Raw genomic sequence first — 14,409 nt, 5'->3', positions numbered from 1 at the left:
GGAATTCAAGTGAAGCAGGCCGGTAGGCCGGATTTTGTTACGGCGCCTTCCCTTGCAGGTCAACGCTATGACAGTCATTCCTCTAGGCGCCAGATTACTCGGGCGCTCAAGCTTTCTACCCGCACGCTCCGCGAGCAGCATCATCGCGTGCCTATTTGAAATTGCACCAGGTGGAGGTTACCGCGTTTCACCGTAACTTAATACGCTCGTCTCTGTGGCCCTATTCCTCGCCTTATACCTTGCGGCTTTCGACGGACGGCCGTTAACCGTCACCCCGCTCTATGGAGTCCGGACCTTCCTCCCGCCAGCGCATTGCTGCGCCGGCCAGCGACTGTCTGGCCTGCTTCACCCGCCATTGTACCGCGCCGCAGCATGTTTCTGCAAAAAGGCCGGTACAGGCGCGGCGCCGCCCGCCGGGCGCCCTCGTCGTCACCCCGGGGGATTGTGTAATTCGGTGTCGCCATTTCAAAAGCCGGGCCAAATCGGCTCACATAGAATGAGGCAAGCTGCTTGCATGCAAGCGCATGCGCACCGCTTGCCCCATTTCTTTGCCACCCACTAGAATATAAAGAGCCGAACATGACGCAACAATCCCGTACCGGCGGCCAGATCCTGGTCGATGCCCTGCAGATCCACGGTGTCGACACCGCCTTTGGCGTGCCTGGCGAAAGCTACCTCGACGTGCTCGACGCCCTGCACGACTCGGGCATCCGCTTCATCATCAACCGCCAGGAAGGCGGCGCCGCCTTCATGGCCGAAGCCTACGGCAAACTGACGGGCAAGCCGGGCATCTGCTTCGTCACGCGCGGACCTGGCGCCACCAACGCGTCGATTGGCGTGCACACGGCCTACCAGGATTCCACGCCAATGATCCTGTTCATCGGCCAGGTGGGCAATGATTTCGTCGACCGCGAAGCGTTCCAGGAAATCGACTACCGCCGCATGTACGGCCAGATGGCCAAGTGGGTGGCGCAGATCGACCGCGCCGAGCGCATCCCCGAATACCTGGCGCGCGCCTTCCAGGTGGCCACCAGCGGGCGTCCTGGCCCCGTCGTCCTGGCCTTGCCGGAAGACATGCTCATTTCGCTGGCCACGGTGGCCGACACGCGCGCCTACCAGCCGGTGCAGGCAGCGCCATCGGACGCCCAGCTGCAGCAGCTGCGCAGCATGCTGGCCACCGCGAAACAGCCGCTGGTCTTGCTGGGCGGCACCACCTGGACGCAGCAAGCGTGCGCCGACCTGCAACAGTTCGCGGAAAGCAATCACCTGCCTGTCGCCTGCGCCTTCCGTTTCCAGGACTTGCTCGACAATGCCCACCCGAACTACATCGGCGACGTCGGCATCGGCATCAACCCGAAACTGGCCGCGCGCGTGAAAAATGCCGACCTGGTCATCGCCATCGGCCCGCGCCTGGGCGAAATGACGACGGGCGGCTATACCCTGTTCGACTCGCCCGTGCCGCGCCAGCGCCTGGTGCACATCCATACGGATGCCGAGGAACTGGGCAGCGTTTACCAGGCCGAACTGATGATCAACAGCGGCATGCCGCAAGTGTGCGCCATGCTGGCCGCCATAGCCCCTGTCGATGCTGCCGCATGGAAACATACGCCAGCCGAAGCGAAAGCCGAGCTGGCAGCCTACCAGGAGCGCCCGCCCATCTTCCAGGATGGCCAGGCACCGCTGGACCTGTGGCAAGTGACGCAAGAGATCATGGCGCAAGCGCCAGCGGACACCATTCTGACGAACGGCGCCGGCAATTACGCCTCGTGGGCGCACCGCTTCTACCGCTACGGCGGCATGCGCACGCAGCTGGCGCCGACCAACGGCGCCATGGGCTACGGCGTGCCGTCGGGCGTAGCGGCGAAGATCGTGCACCCCGAGCGCACCGTGATCACCTTCGCCGGCGACGGCGAATACATGATGAATGGCCAGGAATTGGCCACCGCCGTGCAATACCAGGCGGGCGTGGTCATCATCGTCTTCAATAACCAGATGTTCGGCACCATCCGCATGCACCAGGAACGCGATTACCCGGGCCGCGTGTCGGGCACGACCCTGCACAACCCGGATTTTGCGGCGCTGGCGCAAGCGTATGGCGCGCATGGCGAAGTGGTGGCTACGACAGAAGAGTTCGCCCCTGCCCTGCAGCGGGCGCTGGCACACGCCAAGGCCAACAACTTGCCGGCCTTGATTGAGCTGCGCTACGACGGCAACCTGATCACGCCGAACGCGACGCTCGCCACCATCCGCGCCACGGCGGAAAAGGCGCAAGCGGCCAAATAAGCCCCTTGCAGCGCTGAAAATAACAAAGGCCCGGTCGATACCGGGCCTTTTTCTTTTTGACAGCGGCAATCGCTCAGGCAGCGGGCGCTGGCGCGCTTTCCTCGGCAGGCACTGCCTCGGCGGGCGCCTGCGGCATCGGCGGACATGGCGTGCAGTTTTTCAAAGGGCGGCCGAAATCGCGCACGCGGCTCAGCTTCATGGGCATGCGCACGTTACCGCCGCAATAATCGCCTTCCAGGGTCAGGGTCTGGCCGTCTTTGGAAAACTTGCCGACGATGGTGCGCTCTTCGCTGTCGGCGCCGGCGATGGTGAAGTCGAAGGCGCCCGTGGCGGCGTCCAGGTTGACGTCGTTGGCCACGATGGGCCAGCTCAGGGCGCCTGCCGTGAATTCATAGATGACGGAATCGGCCTCGGCGAAGCGGTGCAGGGTCACGCGCTGGCCGCCGATTTCGCCGCTATCCTTTTGCAGGCACAGGTCGGAATAGACGGCCACGCCATAGCGCTCCAGTCCGGCCGGCTTCTTGCCCTTGACGGCAGCGACAGCGGCGCCCGTGGCGCCAGCGAGCAGCAGCGCGGCCAGCAAGGCGGCCAGGCGCGGCGATGTGTGTGAATACATGGCATTCCTTTACTTGAGTAACGGCACCATTATAACTGGCGCCGCACATGCAAAAACGCGCCGCCAGGACTAGCCTGGAGGCGCGTTTCCTTGCTTTTCAGCATCCCCGAAGGGATGCTGGCAGCGGTACTAAGCTTCGCTTGCGCGAATATTAGAACGAGTGACGAACACCAACGTTGAAGGCTTTGTCGCCCGTACCAACATTGCTGTTGTTACCAACGGTGTAGCCTGCGCCGTTTTTGTTCTTGATCTTGGCGTACGAAGCGTAGGTGCTCGTGCGCTTCGACAGAGCGTAGGAGTAACCCACTGCCCATTGATCAGCATCAGCGTTCGTAGCAGCTTTGTCGTTCGTGCGGATGAACGAAGCCATTACGGTGCCAGCTGGGCCAACAGGTACGGTTGCGCCAACCAGGATGTTGTTGCTGTCGTTGCTGTAAGCAGCGGTGTTGTAGTTGAACGAGTTGGCGGTCGAGAACGTGCCGTCTGCGTTTTCCTTGGCGTTGTTCGCTACAGCGCTGTTGTCGCCTTTGTTCACGCCATATGCGACGTAAGCTTTAGCAACTGCGAAGTCGTAGTTAGCTGCAGCCAACCAGTTACGTGCGCTACCTTTGTTGCTGGTAGCGGATTCGTTGCTGGTGGTGTTGTAGGCCAGACGCGCGTTCAGAGGACCGTTCGAGTAGCCAGCCGACGCACCGATTTGACGGCCGTATTTGTTCGACTCAGCTTTTTCGCCGAAGGTGTAAGCCACGTCAGCGTCAAAGCCGTTGAAGTTTGGCGAGGTGTACAGCACGGTGTTGCTGGTGCGGGTCAGTGCTTTCGATGGGAACAGGTTCTTGGCGGAACCAGCGTAGCCCACTGCGAATGGATCAGCAACTTTGGACAGGGTGTTGTACCAAGGCGTGTATTGACGACCCAGGGTCAGGGTACCGGTCGTTTTGCTGCTCAGACCAACGTACGATTGACGGCCGAACAGGGCTTCGTTTTTACCTTGCGCGCCGGTGTCAACGCCGAAACCAGCTTCCAGAACGAACAGAGCCGACAGGCCGCTGCCCAGATCTTCGGTGCCTTTGAAGCCCAGACGGGAAGCCGAAGCAACGCCGCTGTCCAGTTTGTTAACGTTGCCGTTAACACCGCCGCGCTCGCTGACGAAACCAGCGTCAACGGTACCGTAGATAACAACGCTCGATTGAGCTTGGGCTACGCCAGTGGCTGCTGCCAGAACTGCCAGGGTGATCAGAGTTTTTTTCATTGCGATTTCCTTTAATTTTGAAGCAAAAAGTAATACAGCCTATGCATCTCGAGCTGCGCTCTAGCAGAGCGCTTTTTATGAGTGAGGGCAAGGTCTCCACCTGCCACATTGCTGTTCCGGTCAGGGGAACAATTCACATCGGTATCGGCACGCTATTGCACCGATAAGCTTGAAGGCTGCAGAGCGACCGTATTTTCATGCGCCGGTTCGGTGCTCAAAGGGCACCGGAAGCGGCACTATAACGACCGTTTCACATTCCATCAAGTTCCAACATGTTACTTCCGGTACCAGGCCGAGGGCTTTTTCAGGCATCCCGACCATCGCCAACCGTACTACGCGACAGAGCCAGTGCCCCTTGCCAACCAATGCATTGGCCTGATTGACCATTCCATCATAGCGCATGCCTTGTCGACACCCGTTGTATTAGTGCAACAGTATCAGGCGCGTGATTAAAACGTCAACATGCTTTACCCATCATTTGCCCTGCATGATTTACGCGACAAAGCGCACAATTTGTCAGGTGATAATGGATAAACGGGACGAAGCATACACGGCATCGCCAATGTTTGCTGCCGGATGCCCGAAAACGGGAAATAAGACGCCCTGTTTTGGTGCGTTGCCGCATTATTCAGGGGCGTAGACGCGATTTTCGACGTCGGCGCGCGCGTCAGGAAAATAGGCAGAGTATCAACACAATTACTGACTTTCCGGTAATTTAAATTGCTCACATAGAAATGTTTTCCATGTTTTTCGGCACGTGCGCCGGGTGCCCGCTTGGAACGGATGAGGACGACTCTTGCTTGCAAATTCCGCATCAGTTGAAACAATTTCTTACAATGTTGCCTTCTCAATATTTTTACATATTTGTGTCTAAAAAACGACACATTGACCGAAATCAAGTTTTTACCAGCCCAATTCCACACAATTTACTTTTTCTTTTTCGCATTTTTTGCTTAAAAGCATCAGAAAATACGCTCAGTGTCGGCTTGCGCGCCGGAGCATGCGCATGAAAGGGCCCAGCACAGGCAGCTTTTCATACAATTCTTCCGCCGCATCCCAATAATCGCGGTGTAACACCACCCGCCCCAGCCCGTCGAAACGCACATGTGTCGCTCCACGGATACATTGTTCGCCGGATATCAGGCGTTTCATGCGAAAGCGAAACTCCCACGTCAGGAACGCCTGTTCCCCCTGTCCCAGGCTTTCCAGCACGACAAACCGGGGCGCATCGACTTGCACGAACATGTGCTCGAAGATGGCCAGGATGGCGGCATGGCCCTCCACCTCGTTGAACGGGTCCTTGAAACGGGCGTCTGGCGCGTACACGGCACCCAGCTGGGCCAGGCTCTCCAGGCTCAGGTGCTCGTAAAACGCCACCAGGCGCGCCAGCGCGTCTTCCATGGTTGCGCTCATAGGCCCGTCACCTTGCGGATCAGCCAAAAATAGGCGCGGTACGGCAACAGCCGCGCCAGGCGCATGGCATTGGTAAAGCGTTTCGGAAAGTGGATGTGGAATTGCCCCCGCTCGATGCCGTCGAGCATGGCGGCGGCCGCGTCCTGCGCCGTCATCAGGGCCGGCATGGTGAAATCATTGTTCGCCGTCAAAGGCGTAGCGACAAAACCAGGGTTGATTTGATATACATCAATCCCACGCGGATGCAAGTCCAGGTACAGCGATTCCGTCAGGTTGATCAGCGCCGCCTTGCTGGCGCCATACGCGAGCGCCTTGGGCAAGCCGCCATAGCCGGCCACCGAGCCGACGATGCCGATGCCGCCGCTGCCCTGGCGCAACAGCCACGGCAAGGCTGGCTCCAGGCAATTGAAGACGCCGCCCACGTTCAGGGCCAGCAAGCCCTGCGCCGCCTCGAGGTCGAAGCTATCGGCGCGCATGGCCTGATAGCCGCCAGCGACCACCAATATCAGGTCGATATGCGCCCACTGCTGCTGCAATTGCACGCAGACGGCCCGCACTTGCGCGTGCTGCGTGATATCGAGCGGCAAGGCCTGCGCCAGCGGCTGTCCCTCGCACAACTGTTCCAGGCTGGCGCGGTGGCGGGCCGACAGGGCCACGCACGCGCCCTGCTCCAGCAGCAAGGTGGCGCACGCGGCGCCGATGCCGCTGGACGCGCCGATGATCCACACGCGCTTGCCGGCCCAATTGCTGATCTTGCGATTCATGGGGCCGCCTCTGGACGCTTGCTGAACGATAAGGTGACGGCACCCAGGCTGAAGCCGAACTTGCTCATGGCGGCACGGTTGAGCATGACCTTGTCATCCATCAAGAACATCCAGTCCTCGAAGTCGACGTGGTAGACCGTGCCATCGACGGGCAGCGCCAGCACGTATTGCCAGCGCAGCGCATTGCCCGCCACTTCGCCGATGGCTTCCCCGATCACGTCGGGTGCCGTGCCGATGAAGCGCCCGGGCGCCGTCTTGCGCAAGGTCCACACGCGCCGTTGCCGGCTGCCATCCGCATACGTGAAATCCTCGTCCAGGGTCCCCGTCTCGCCCACCCAGCTGGCCCGCATCAGCACGGTGAAACGTTTCACCACCTTGCCGGAGCGGTCCTGGAAGATGCCGTGGGCATCGAGCGTGCCGTTGAAATACTGTTGCAGATCCAGTGTGGGCAATTCCTGCGCGTACGTGGCCGGCGTGGGCGGCGTGGAACAGGCGGCCAGCGCCAGCAGCAAGGCGGCCAGCGGCAGGCAACGTTTGCAATAAGTCATGAAGCGCATGCGCGATTCTCCCGATGGTCACTATATATATGTTGTAGCGGCGCGCGCCACAGCAATAACGCCGCCAGCAGTTTCAAAACACAGGGCAGCACGGCGTAGGCGGCAGACAGGGCCGGCAAGCCGCCGCTGCCGCTGCCCGGCACATAGCCGAGCCAGGCCAGCAGGGGCAAGGCGATGCCGGCCGCCAGCGCCAGGCTCATCTGCACACCCCAGTTCCACCAGCCGAAATACGCCGCTTCGTGCCGCCCGGCATGGCCGGCCACGCCGATCAACCCTGCCAGCAGGGCCGGCGGCAAGGCCAGGTCGGCGCCCAGCGCCAGGCCCGACAGCAGGCAGATGGCGGCAAAACCCCAGGCGGCGCCCTCGCCCAGGCCATACGCCCAGACAAACACGCTGGCGGCCAGCAGCATGGCGCCGCCCCAGGCGCGCGCCTCGCCAAAGCGGCGCGCCAGGGCCACCCACACGGGCATGGAAGCGGCCGCCGCGCAAAAGTAGACGATCAGAAACGGTCCCGCGTATTGGCCCAGGCGCAAGTAGTCGGTGGCAAAGAACAGGAACAGGGTGGCGGGAATGGCGGCAGCCACGCCATTGACGAGCAGGACGGCAAACAGCCAGCGAAACGCGCGCTGGCGAAATGGCAGGCGCCAGGCGCCAGCGGGCAGCGCCGCCGTGCCTTGGCGCAAAACCGGACGCGGCGCGCGTGCCAGCAGCAACGCACCCGCCGCCAGCAGGCAGCCGGCAAAGGCCAGCGACAGGCCGTCATAGCCGAGCATGGACGCCAGCCCCGCCGCCAGGATCACGCCGAGCAAGCCGCAACCCTCGCGCACGGCCGTCACCCGCGCCCGCTGCGCGCGCGCCTGGCTCAAGGCCGCGCCCCAGCTCTGATGCGCGATGCCGGCCAGGCCATAGGCGGCGTACACGAGCAGCAAGGCAGCCAGGAACCAGGCCAGGGTGGCCGCTTGCGGCATGGCCGGCGGATGGAACAGGGCACCAAAGCCCAGCAACAGCAAGGGCAGAGATGCACCGACCAGCACGGCATAGCTGCGCCCGCCCCGCGCCATCCAGGCGCCGAGGGCCGGGTCGATGAAAGCGGCGGCAATGCGCGCCGCCAGCAGCACTGCGCCGATTTGCGCCAGGTCAAGGCTGCTGCGCTGCGCATAAAACGGCGCCACATATATATAGATGGGCAGCGCCAGCATGGCCAGCGGCAAGCCGAACAGGCCATAACTGAACAAGGCCGGCAAGCTCAAGGCGCTGGCCCCGGCATTCATGGCAGCGGCGCCGCACTCTGCAGCAAGGCGGCGCGCAGCTTCGGCGCCGTGCTCGACGGCGACAGCCAGATGGCGAAGAAGGCGCGCGCGAAGTCGCCATCGTTCACGTCGGCCAGCACCTTGCCATCGAGATAAAAGCGCACGCCGGGCGCGATGCCGGCCCGGTAGGCGCCCGCGATGCGCTGGTCTTCCTTGACGTCAGGAAAGATGCGCTGCATGGTGGCCAGCCACGCCAGGCGCTGCTCCGGCGTGCCGGCGCCGATTTTCTGCATCTGTTCATAACTGGCTTCGGCGATCTTCTTGCTGTCGAGCGAGCGCGCGTAGCGCAATTCCAGCACGAAGGGCGCCGTTGCCGATGCCGCGCCCTGGTAACCGTTCGCGCCCACCCAAAGTTGCGCCCGATAAATACGCATGCCGAACCATGTGTATTCGCCCTCCCCCGCCAGACGGGCTTCGGGCACATCGGCCGCGATAAAGGCCGGCGGCGCGGCCGCGGCGCCTAACATGGTCAACGACAGCAAAGCGGCGACGAGCAGCTGGCGCATCATCACTCCTTGATCAGGGTAAATTGCATCACATCCGTGTTGTGCGCCTGGAAGGCAGCCTCGCAATACGCGAGGTAAAACTCCCAGGTGAGCAGGAAACGGCCGTCGAAACCCTGCTTTTCCAGCGCCGTGCGCTGGGCCAGGAAGCTGGCGCACCACTGGCGCAAGGTTTCCGCGTAATCGAGGCCAAAGCTGATGGCGTCTTCCACGCGCAAGCCCTGCGCCTCGGCGGCGCGGCGGAATTCGGCCGGCGAGGGCAGCATGCCGCCCGGGAAAATGTACTGTTGAATAAAATCCGTGCTCTTGCTGTAGCGCTCGAACAAGTCGTCGGCGATGACGATGGTCTGGATGCAGGCGCGTCCGCCCGGCTTCAGGTTGCGCGCCACGCATGCGAAATAGCCGGGCCAGTAGCTTTGTCCCACGGCTTCGAACATCTCTATCGAGGCGATGGCGTCGTACTGGCCTGCGCTGTCGCGGTAATCGCACAGCTGCAAGTCGGCCTGCCCTGCCAGACCTGCGTCCTGCAGGCGCTGGCGCGCATAGGCGAGCTGTTCGGTCGACAAGGTCAGACCCGTCACGTGGGCGCCATAGCTGCGCGCCGCCGTTTCCGCAAAGCCGCCCCAGCCGCAACCGATTTCCAGCACGCGTGCGCCCGGCTGCAGTTGCAACTGGTTCGCGATGCGCGCGTATTTCGCCCCTTGCGCCTGCTCCAGGCTGGCGCCTTCGGTGAACAGCGCGCTCGAGTACGTCATCGACGGATCCAGCCACAACTGATAAAAGGCGTTGCCGATGTCGTAATGGGCATGGATATTCTTCTTGCTGCCCGCGCGCGAATTGCGGTTGAGCAAGTGCCGGACCTTGTAGACCAGGTTGCCCCACCAGTTGCCATAGATCAATGACTCGATGTGCGCGCGGTTGCGTATCATCAACTCGATCAAGCCCGGCAAATTGTCCGTGCGCCAGTCGCCGGCGATAAACGTTTCCGCAAAGCCGATGTCGCCCGAGCGCAGGACGGCCGCGCACAGGCGCCAGTTGTGCAAGTCCAGGGTGACGGGATGGCTGCCATCGCCGTACAGCAAGATGCTGCCGTCCGGCGTGCGCAGGCGCAGCGCGCCGTATTGCAATTTTTCCAGCAGGCGCACGATCATGCGCCCGGCAGCGGGCATGTCCACGTGCGCATGCCCATGCAAGGGAGTGGAACTGCTGCGCGCATGCAGGCCGGTCGGCAGGGAATCGGAGCTCATCGGGACACCTTTTCTTGTGGAGGGTGGGGTTTGCTGAAAAACGGCACGCGGCGCAGCCACAGGCGCAAGGCTTGCCAATGAATGCGCGCCATCACGCCGAACGTCATCAGGGGATAGCGCAGCAAGGCCCAGGCGATGGCGCCATCGCGCAACGGCTGCGCCGTGCCGGACAAGCTCGTCTGCAGCAGCGGGCCGTCGAGGTCGTCGTAATCGACCCGGGCCAGGTGGCGCTCGCCATCCTGGTCGTTGTTGCGCAGGAAACGGAAGCGGTACTGGCCTTCCACCTTGCAAAACGGCGACACGTGAAAGATTTTCTTGGCGACCAGTTCGCTGCCATACGCGATGGCGCCGCCCTGCTCGAGCAAGTACAGATGGCGCTCGCCAAAGGTATTGCGCACATCGCAGAGCACGGCCCGCAGCGCACCGTCAAGCCCGTGACAAAACCAGAAACTGACGGGATTGAAGACATAGCCGAACATGCGCGGCATGGTTTGCAGCCAGATTTCGCCGCCCGCGTCGGCCACGCCATGCTGGCGCAGCAAGCCGTCGATCCAGTCCAGCAGCGGAGTCGTGCCATCGCCATGGTCGCTGTCGCGGAAGGACAGCACATTGGCGCCGTTGCGCGAAATCAAACGGGCAGGAAAATCGTGCGCGCCCAGGCTGCGCAAGGGCAGGCGCAGGTAAAACATGCCGTAAGCAAAAGCATGCGCGCGCGGACGCAGCCGCGCATGGCGCACCCGTCCCAGGCACAGCTGCGGCTGCGGCCGGAGCGGCTGCGCGGGATCACGCGGCATGGCCGAGCTCCGCCGACGCCAGGCCATTCAGGGCTTGCGCCACGCCCAGGCCCGACTTCAAGCCGTCTTCATGGAAGCCATAGCCCGTCCAGGCGCCCGCGAACCACGTGTGCTGCGCGCCCTGGAAGCCGGCCAGGCGCGTCTGGGCGGCAATGGCCGCGCCATCGAACACGGGGTGGGCATACGAAAACTCGTCGATGATGCTTGCCGGATCGGGCTCGTCGAGCGGATTGAGCGAGACGATGACGGGCGTGGTGAACGGCAGCGGCTGCAGCTGGTTCAGCAAATAGTGCACGCACACTTGCGGCGCTTCGCCCTCCCCCGCTGCCGGCCGCCCCTGGTAATTCCAGGCGGACCAGGCACGGCGGCGCTGCGGCAGGCAGGAAGCATCCGTGTGCAGCACAGCCCGGTTCGGCTGGTAGCGCACGGCTTCGAGCACGGAGCGCTCGTCGTCGCGGATATCTCCCAGCAGGGCCAGCGACTGGTCGCTGTGGCAAGCGAGCACGACGTGATCGACATGCTCGACGCCGGCGGCCGTATGCAGCTCGACCATGCGCGCGCCGCCGTGCCCCTGGCGGCGCACGGCCAGCACGGGGCACGCCAGGCGCTGCTGCGGTATGCCCGCCAGCAATTTTTCCACGTACACGCGCGAGCCGCCCCGCACCGTGCGCCATTGCGGCCGGTCGCTCACTTGCAGCAAGCCATGGTTGTGGCAGAAACGGATGAACGTGGCCAAGGGAAAGGCCAGCATCTGGCGCGCCGGACACGACCAGATGCAGGCGGCCATCGGCAACAGATACCAGTGACGGAATTCGTCGCCATAGCCGTGCAGGTCGAGGAATTCTCCCAGCGACAGGGCCGGCGCCGGCAAGGCGGCCGTGGCCAGGGCGCTGGCCTGGCGGTTGAAGCGCAGAATGTCGCGCAACATGCGCAGGAAGGCGGGGCGCAGCAGATTGCTGCGCTGGGCAAACACGGTGTCCAGATTGGCGCCCGCCCATTCCAGCACGCGGGCATCGGGCGCAGCGCCCAGCGGCATCTTCACGGAAAACGACATGTCGCTGTCGGCCGCCTCGACGCCCAGTTCGTCAAACAGTTGCACCAGATGCGGGTAGGTGGCGTGGTTAAACACGAGAAAACCCGTGTCGACGCCATGCGTGACGCCATCGAGCGTGACATCCACCGTATGGCTGTGGCCGCCAAAGTAATCGCCCGCCTCGTACAAAGTGACGTCCTGGCCCGATTGCGCCAGGCGATAGGCACACGACAATCCTGCGATTCCTGCTCCGACGATGGCAATTTTCATGAGTGCACCCGTGTTATGTTTGTCCTGGACAAAACAAGCTGCATCGATAGTCAGTCAAATATTGATCTATGTCAATGAGCACCTGTTGTCGTTCACAAACTTATACGCGAGCAATATCCAATCGGATTCAGCTATTTGGTACGGGGCGGCGGAAGGCGTAGAATGCCAGTAACGTTCTTTTCGGCATGCGAGCAACCCCACTGGTATGGATACTGACCTGCAACTATCTCCTGCCTTCAGCATCGGCGATGTCGAACGCGACACTGGGCTGGCCAAGGAAACCTTGCGCGTGTGGGAGCGCCGCTACGACTTCCCCCAGCCGCGGCGCGACGCCTTTGGCGAGCGCAGCTACCCGGCCGAACAAGTGCAAAAGTTGCGCATGGTCAAACGCCTGCTGGACCTCGGATTTCGTCCGGGAAAAATCATGCAGCACAGCACCGCGCAACTGCAGCAGCTGGCCAGCGCCGGCAGCACGCCGCCGCCCGCGCCGGCGCCCCAGCTCGAACACTACCTGGCCCTGTGCCGCAGCCACCAGATGGCGGAACTGGGCGACGCCCTGCGCCAGGCGCTGGCCGTGCTGGGCTTGAAAGCGTTCACCATCGACGTCATCGCCCCCCTCACCGGCATGGTGGGCGAAGCGTGGGCTTGCGGCGAACTGGCCGTATACGAAGAGCATCTGTATAGCGAAACCTTGCAGACGGTGATGCGGCACGCCATCTTTTCCCTGCCGCAAGCAAGCAGCCCGTCCATGCGCTCGCCGCGCATCGTCCTCAGCACCTTGCCGCAGGAGCGTCACGGCCTGGGGCTGCTGATGGCCGAAGCGCTGTGTGCGGCGGCCGGCGCCCATTGCATGTCGCTGGGCGTGGAAACGCCGCTGACGGACATCGTCGCGGCCGCCCGCGCGCAGCGGGCCGACATCGTCGCGCTATCGTTTTCCAGCGCCAGCAAGCAACGGCAGACGCGCGACAGCCTGCAGCAACTGCATGCAAGCTTGCCGCCAAGCATGGAATTGTGGGCAGGGGGACGCAGTCCCGTGCTGACCAGGCAGCCGCCACCCTTCTTGCATGTGCTGGACTTGCGGCAAGTCGACGAAAGCATCGCCGACTGGCGCCGCCGCCACCAGGCGCTCGCCCTGCAAACCCACTGAACCGGCGGAAAAGCGCGGCAACTGCGGCGATCTCCGTGGATAGCGGCGCAATGTTGCCAATCGAACAGTAAAGCATGAAGGGCCGGGCGCGCTCTGGTAGAATAGCCCGTAACACAGTGTCCGGCGCCGCCGGGCCTTAGGTCAGCACCCGCCACCACACATCCATGTTTAGTTTCTTCAAGAAAAAACCCATCGCTCCCGAGGCTGCACCAGCCGAGCCCCTCGTCCTTCCCGCCGCCACGCCGCCTGCACCGCAGCCTGCCGCCACGCCCCTGAGCGGCGCGCCGGCCGAGCTCGTGCCTGTGATCGTCGCAGCCGAACCCGAGAAAAAATCGTGGATGACGCGCCTGAAGGCCGGCCTGTCGAAAACCTCGAACACCCTGTCCGTGCTGTTCGTCGGCGCGAAGATCGATGACGCCCTGTACGAAGAGCTGGAAGCGGCGCTGCTGATGTCGGACGCCGGCATCGACGCCACGGAATTCCTGCTGACGGAATTGAAGAAAAAGGTCAAGGAAGACAAGCTGCTCGACGCGGCCGCCGTCAAGGCCGCCCTGAAAGTGCTGCTGATCGACCTGCTCTCGCCGCTGGAAAAGCGCTTCGAGCTGGGTCGCCACAAGCCGCTGGTGATGATGATTTCCGGCGTGAATGGCGCCGGCAAGACGACCACCATCGGCAAGCTGGCCAAGCACATGCAGTCGAATAACCAGTCCGTGCTGCTGGCCGCGGGCGACACCTTCCGCGCCGCCGCGCGCGAACAGTTGATGGTCTGGGGCGAACGCAACAACGTCACCGTGATTTCACAGGAATCGGGCGATCCGGCCGCCGTGGCCTACGACTCCGTGCAATCGGCGAAGGCGCGCGGCATCGACGTGGTCATGGTCGACACGGCGGGCCGCTTGCCGACGCAGTTGCACCTGATGGAAGAATTGAAGAAAATCAAGCGCGTGATCGGCAAGGGCATGGATGGCGCGCCGCATGAAACCCTGCTTGTGATCGACGGCAACACGGGCCAGAATGCCCTCACGCAAGTGAAGGCCTTCGACGATGCCCTGCAGCTGAGCGGCCTGGTGATCACCAAGCTGGACGGTACCGCCAAGGGCGGCGTGCTGGCGGCGATCGCCCGCGTGCGTCCCGTGCCCGTGTATTTCATCGGCATCGGTGAGAAAATTGAAGACTTGCAGCCTTTCGTGGCTGCCGAATTTGTCGAAGCGCTGCTAGGATAA

General features: G+C 62.8%; 13 protein-coding genes and 1 other RNA gene. 3 read left to right on the top strand and 11 right to left on the bottom strand.

The genetic code is table 11. From position 1 onward, the window contains the following. Positions 1-7: 7 nt before the first annotated feature. Positions 8-347, bottom strand: an RNA gene (rnpB, locus tag O0881_RS26640) — RNase P RNA component class A. A 232-nt stretch (positions 348-579) separates the two neighbouring features. Here rnpB and O0881_RS26635 point away from each other — a divergent pair. Next, positions 580-2,283, top strand: coding sequence for a thiamine pyrophosphate-binding protein (locus O0881_RS26635; RefSeq protein ID WP_289913656.1), 1,704 nt, complete (start codon positions 580-582; stop codon positions 2,281-2,283). 73 nt (positions 2,284-2,356) lie between these two features. Here O0881_RS26635 and O0881_RS26630 read toward each other — a convergent pair whose 3' ends face one another. The 10 genes from O0881_RS26630 to O0881_RS26585 form a co-directional block, all read right to left on the bottom strand. After that, positions 2,357-2,899, bottom strand: a complete 543-nt coding sequence (locus O0881_RS26630) for a hypothetical protein (protein WP_289913655.1) — start codon at positions 2,897-2,899, stop codon at positions 2,357-2,359. 151 nt (positions 2,900-3,050) lie between these two features. Next, a complete protein-coding gene (locus O0881_RS26625) occupies positions 3,051-4,148 on the bottom strand; it encodes a porin (RefSeq protein WP_289913654.1) in 1,098 nt (365 codons plus the stop codon). 975 nt (positions 4,149-5,123) lie between these two features. Continuing rightward, positions 5,124-5,561 (bottom strand): nuclear transport factor 2 family protein, encoded by a 438-nt coding sequence (locus O0881_RS26620; protein WP_289913653.1) that lies wholly within the window; start codon positions 5,559-5,561, stop codon positions 5,124-5,126. Next, on the bottom strand, positions 5,558-6,325 hold the full coding sequence (locus O0881_RS26615; protein WP_289913652.1) for an SDR family NAD(P)-dependent oxidoreductase: 768 nt from the start codon (positions 6,323-6,325) through the stop codon (positions 5,558-5,560). Before O0881_RS26615 ends, O0881_RS26620 begins: the two co-directional genes overlap by 4 nt. Further along, positions 6,322-6,873 (bottom strand): DUF3833 domain-containing protein, encoded by a 552-nt coding sequence (locus tag O0881_RS26610; protein WP_354670228.1) that lies wholly within the window; start codon positions 6,871-6,873, stop codon positions 6,322-6,324. The genes O0881_RS26615 and O0881_RS26610 overlap by 4 nt, the downstream gene beginning before the upstream one ends. Next, positions 6,870-8,153 carry an MFS transporter gene (locus O0881_RS26605; RefSeq protein WP_289913650.1) on the bottom strand — a complete coding sequence of 428 codons (1,284 nt, stop codon included), beginning with the start codon at positions 8,151-8,153 and terminating at the stop codon, positions 6,870-6,872. Before O0881_RS26605 ends, O0881_RS26610 begins: the two co-directional genes overlap by 4 nt. Then, positions 8,150-8,701, bottom strand: a complete 552-nt coding sequence (locus O0881_RS26600; RefSeq protein WP_289913649.1) for a chalcone isomerase family protein — start codon at positions 8,699-8,701, stop codon at positions 8,150-8,152. The genes O0881_RS26605 and O0881_RS26600 overlap by 4 nt, the downstream gene beginning before the upstream one ends. Further along, positions 8,701-9,864, bottom strand: a complete 1,164-nt coding sequence (locus O0881_RS26595; RefSeq protein ID WP_289913690.1) for a cyclopropane-fatty-acyl-phospholipid synthase family protein — start codon at positions 9,862-9,864, stop codon at positions 8,701-8,703. Before O0881_RS26595 ends, O0881_RS26600 begins: the two co-directional genes overlap by 1 nt. 74 nt (positions 9,865-9,938) lie before the next feature. Then, positions 9,939-10,736, bottom strand: a complete 798-nt coding sequence (locus tag O0881_RS26590; RefSeq protein WP_289913648.1) for a DUF1365 domain-containing protein — start codon at positions 10,734-10,736, stop codon at positions 9,939-9,941. Beyond that, positions 10,726-12,039 (bottom strand): FAD-dependent oxidoreductase, encoded by a 1,314-nt coding sequence (locus O0881_RS26585; protein WP_289913647.1) that lies wholly within the window; start codon positions 12,037-12,039, stop codon positions 10,726-10,728. The genes O0881_RS26590 and O0881_RS26585 overlap by 11 nt, the downstream gene beginning before the upstream one ends. Before the next feature lie 205 nt (positions 12,040-12,244). On the opposite strand from O0881_RS26585, the gene O0881_RS26580 reads away from it, so the two are divergent. Then, positions 12,245-13,186: a MerR family transcriptional regulator gene (locus O0881_RS26580; protein ID WP_289913646.1), complete on the top strand. Its 942-nt coding sequence runs from the start codon at positions 12,245-12,247 to the stop codon at positions 13,184-13,186. A 164-nt stretch (positions 13,187-13,350) separates the two neighbouring features. Continuing rightward, positions 13,351-14,409 carry a signal recognition particle-docking protein FtsY gene (gene ftsY, locus O0881_RS26575; RefSeq protein ID WP_251351064.1) on the top strand — a complete coding sequence of 353 codons (1,059 nt, stop codon included), beginning with the start codon at positions 13,351-13,353 and terminating at the stop codon, positions 14,407-14,409.

This window comes from Janthinobacterium sp. SUN100, assembly GCF_030397705.1.
Taxonomy (GTDB): domain Bacteria; phylum Pseudomonadota; class Gammaproteobacteria; order Burkholderiales; family Burkholderiaceae_D; genus Janthinobacterium; species Janthinobacterium kumbetense.
The sequence above is the reverse complement of the archived record's forward strand: the minus strand, read 5'-3'. Positions and strand labels throughout refer to the sequence as shown.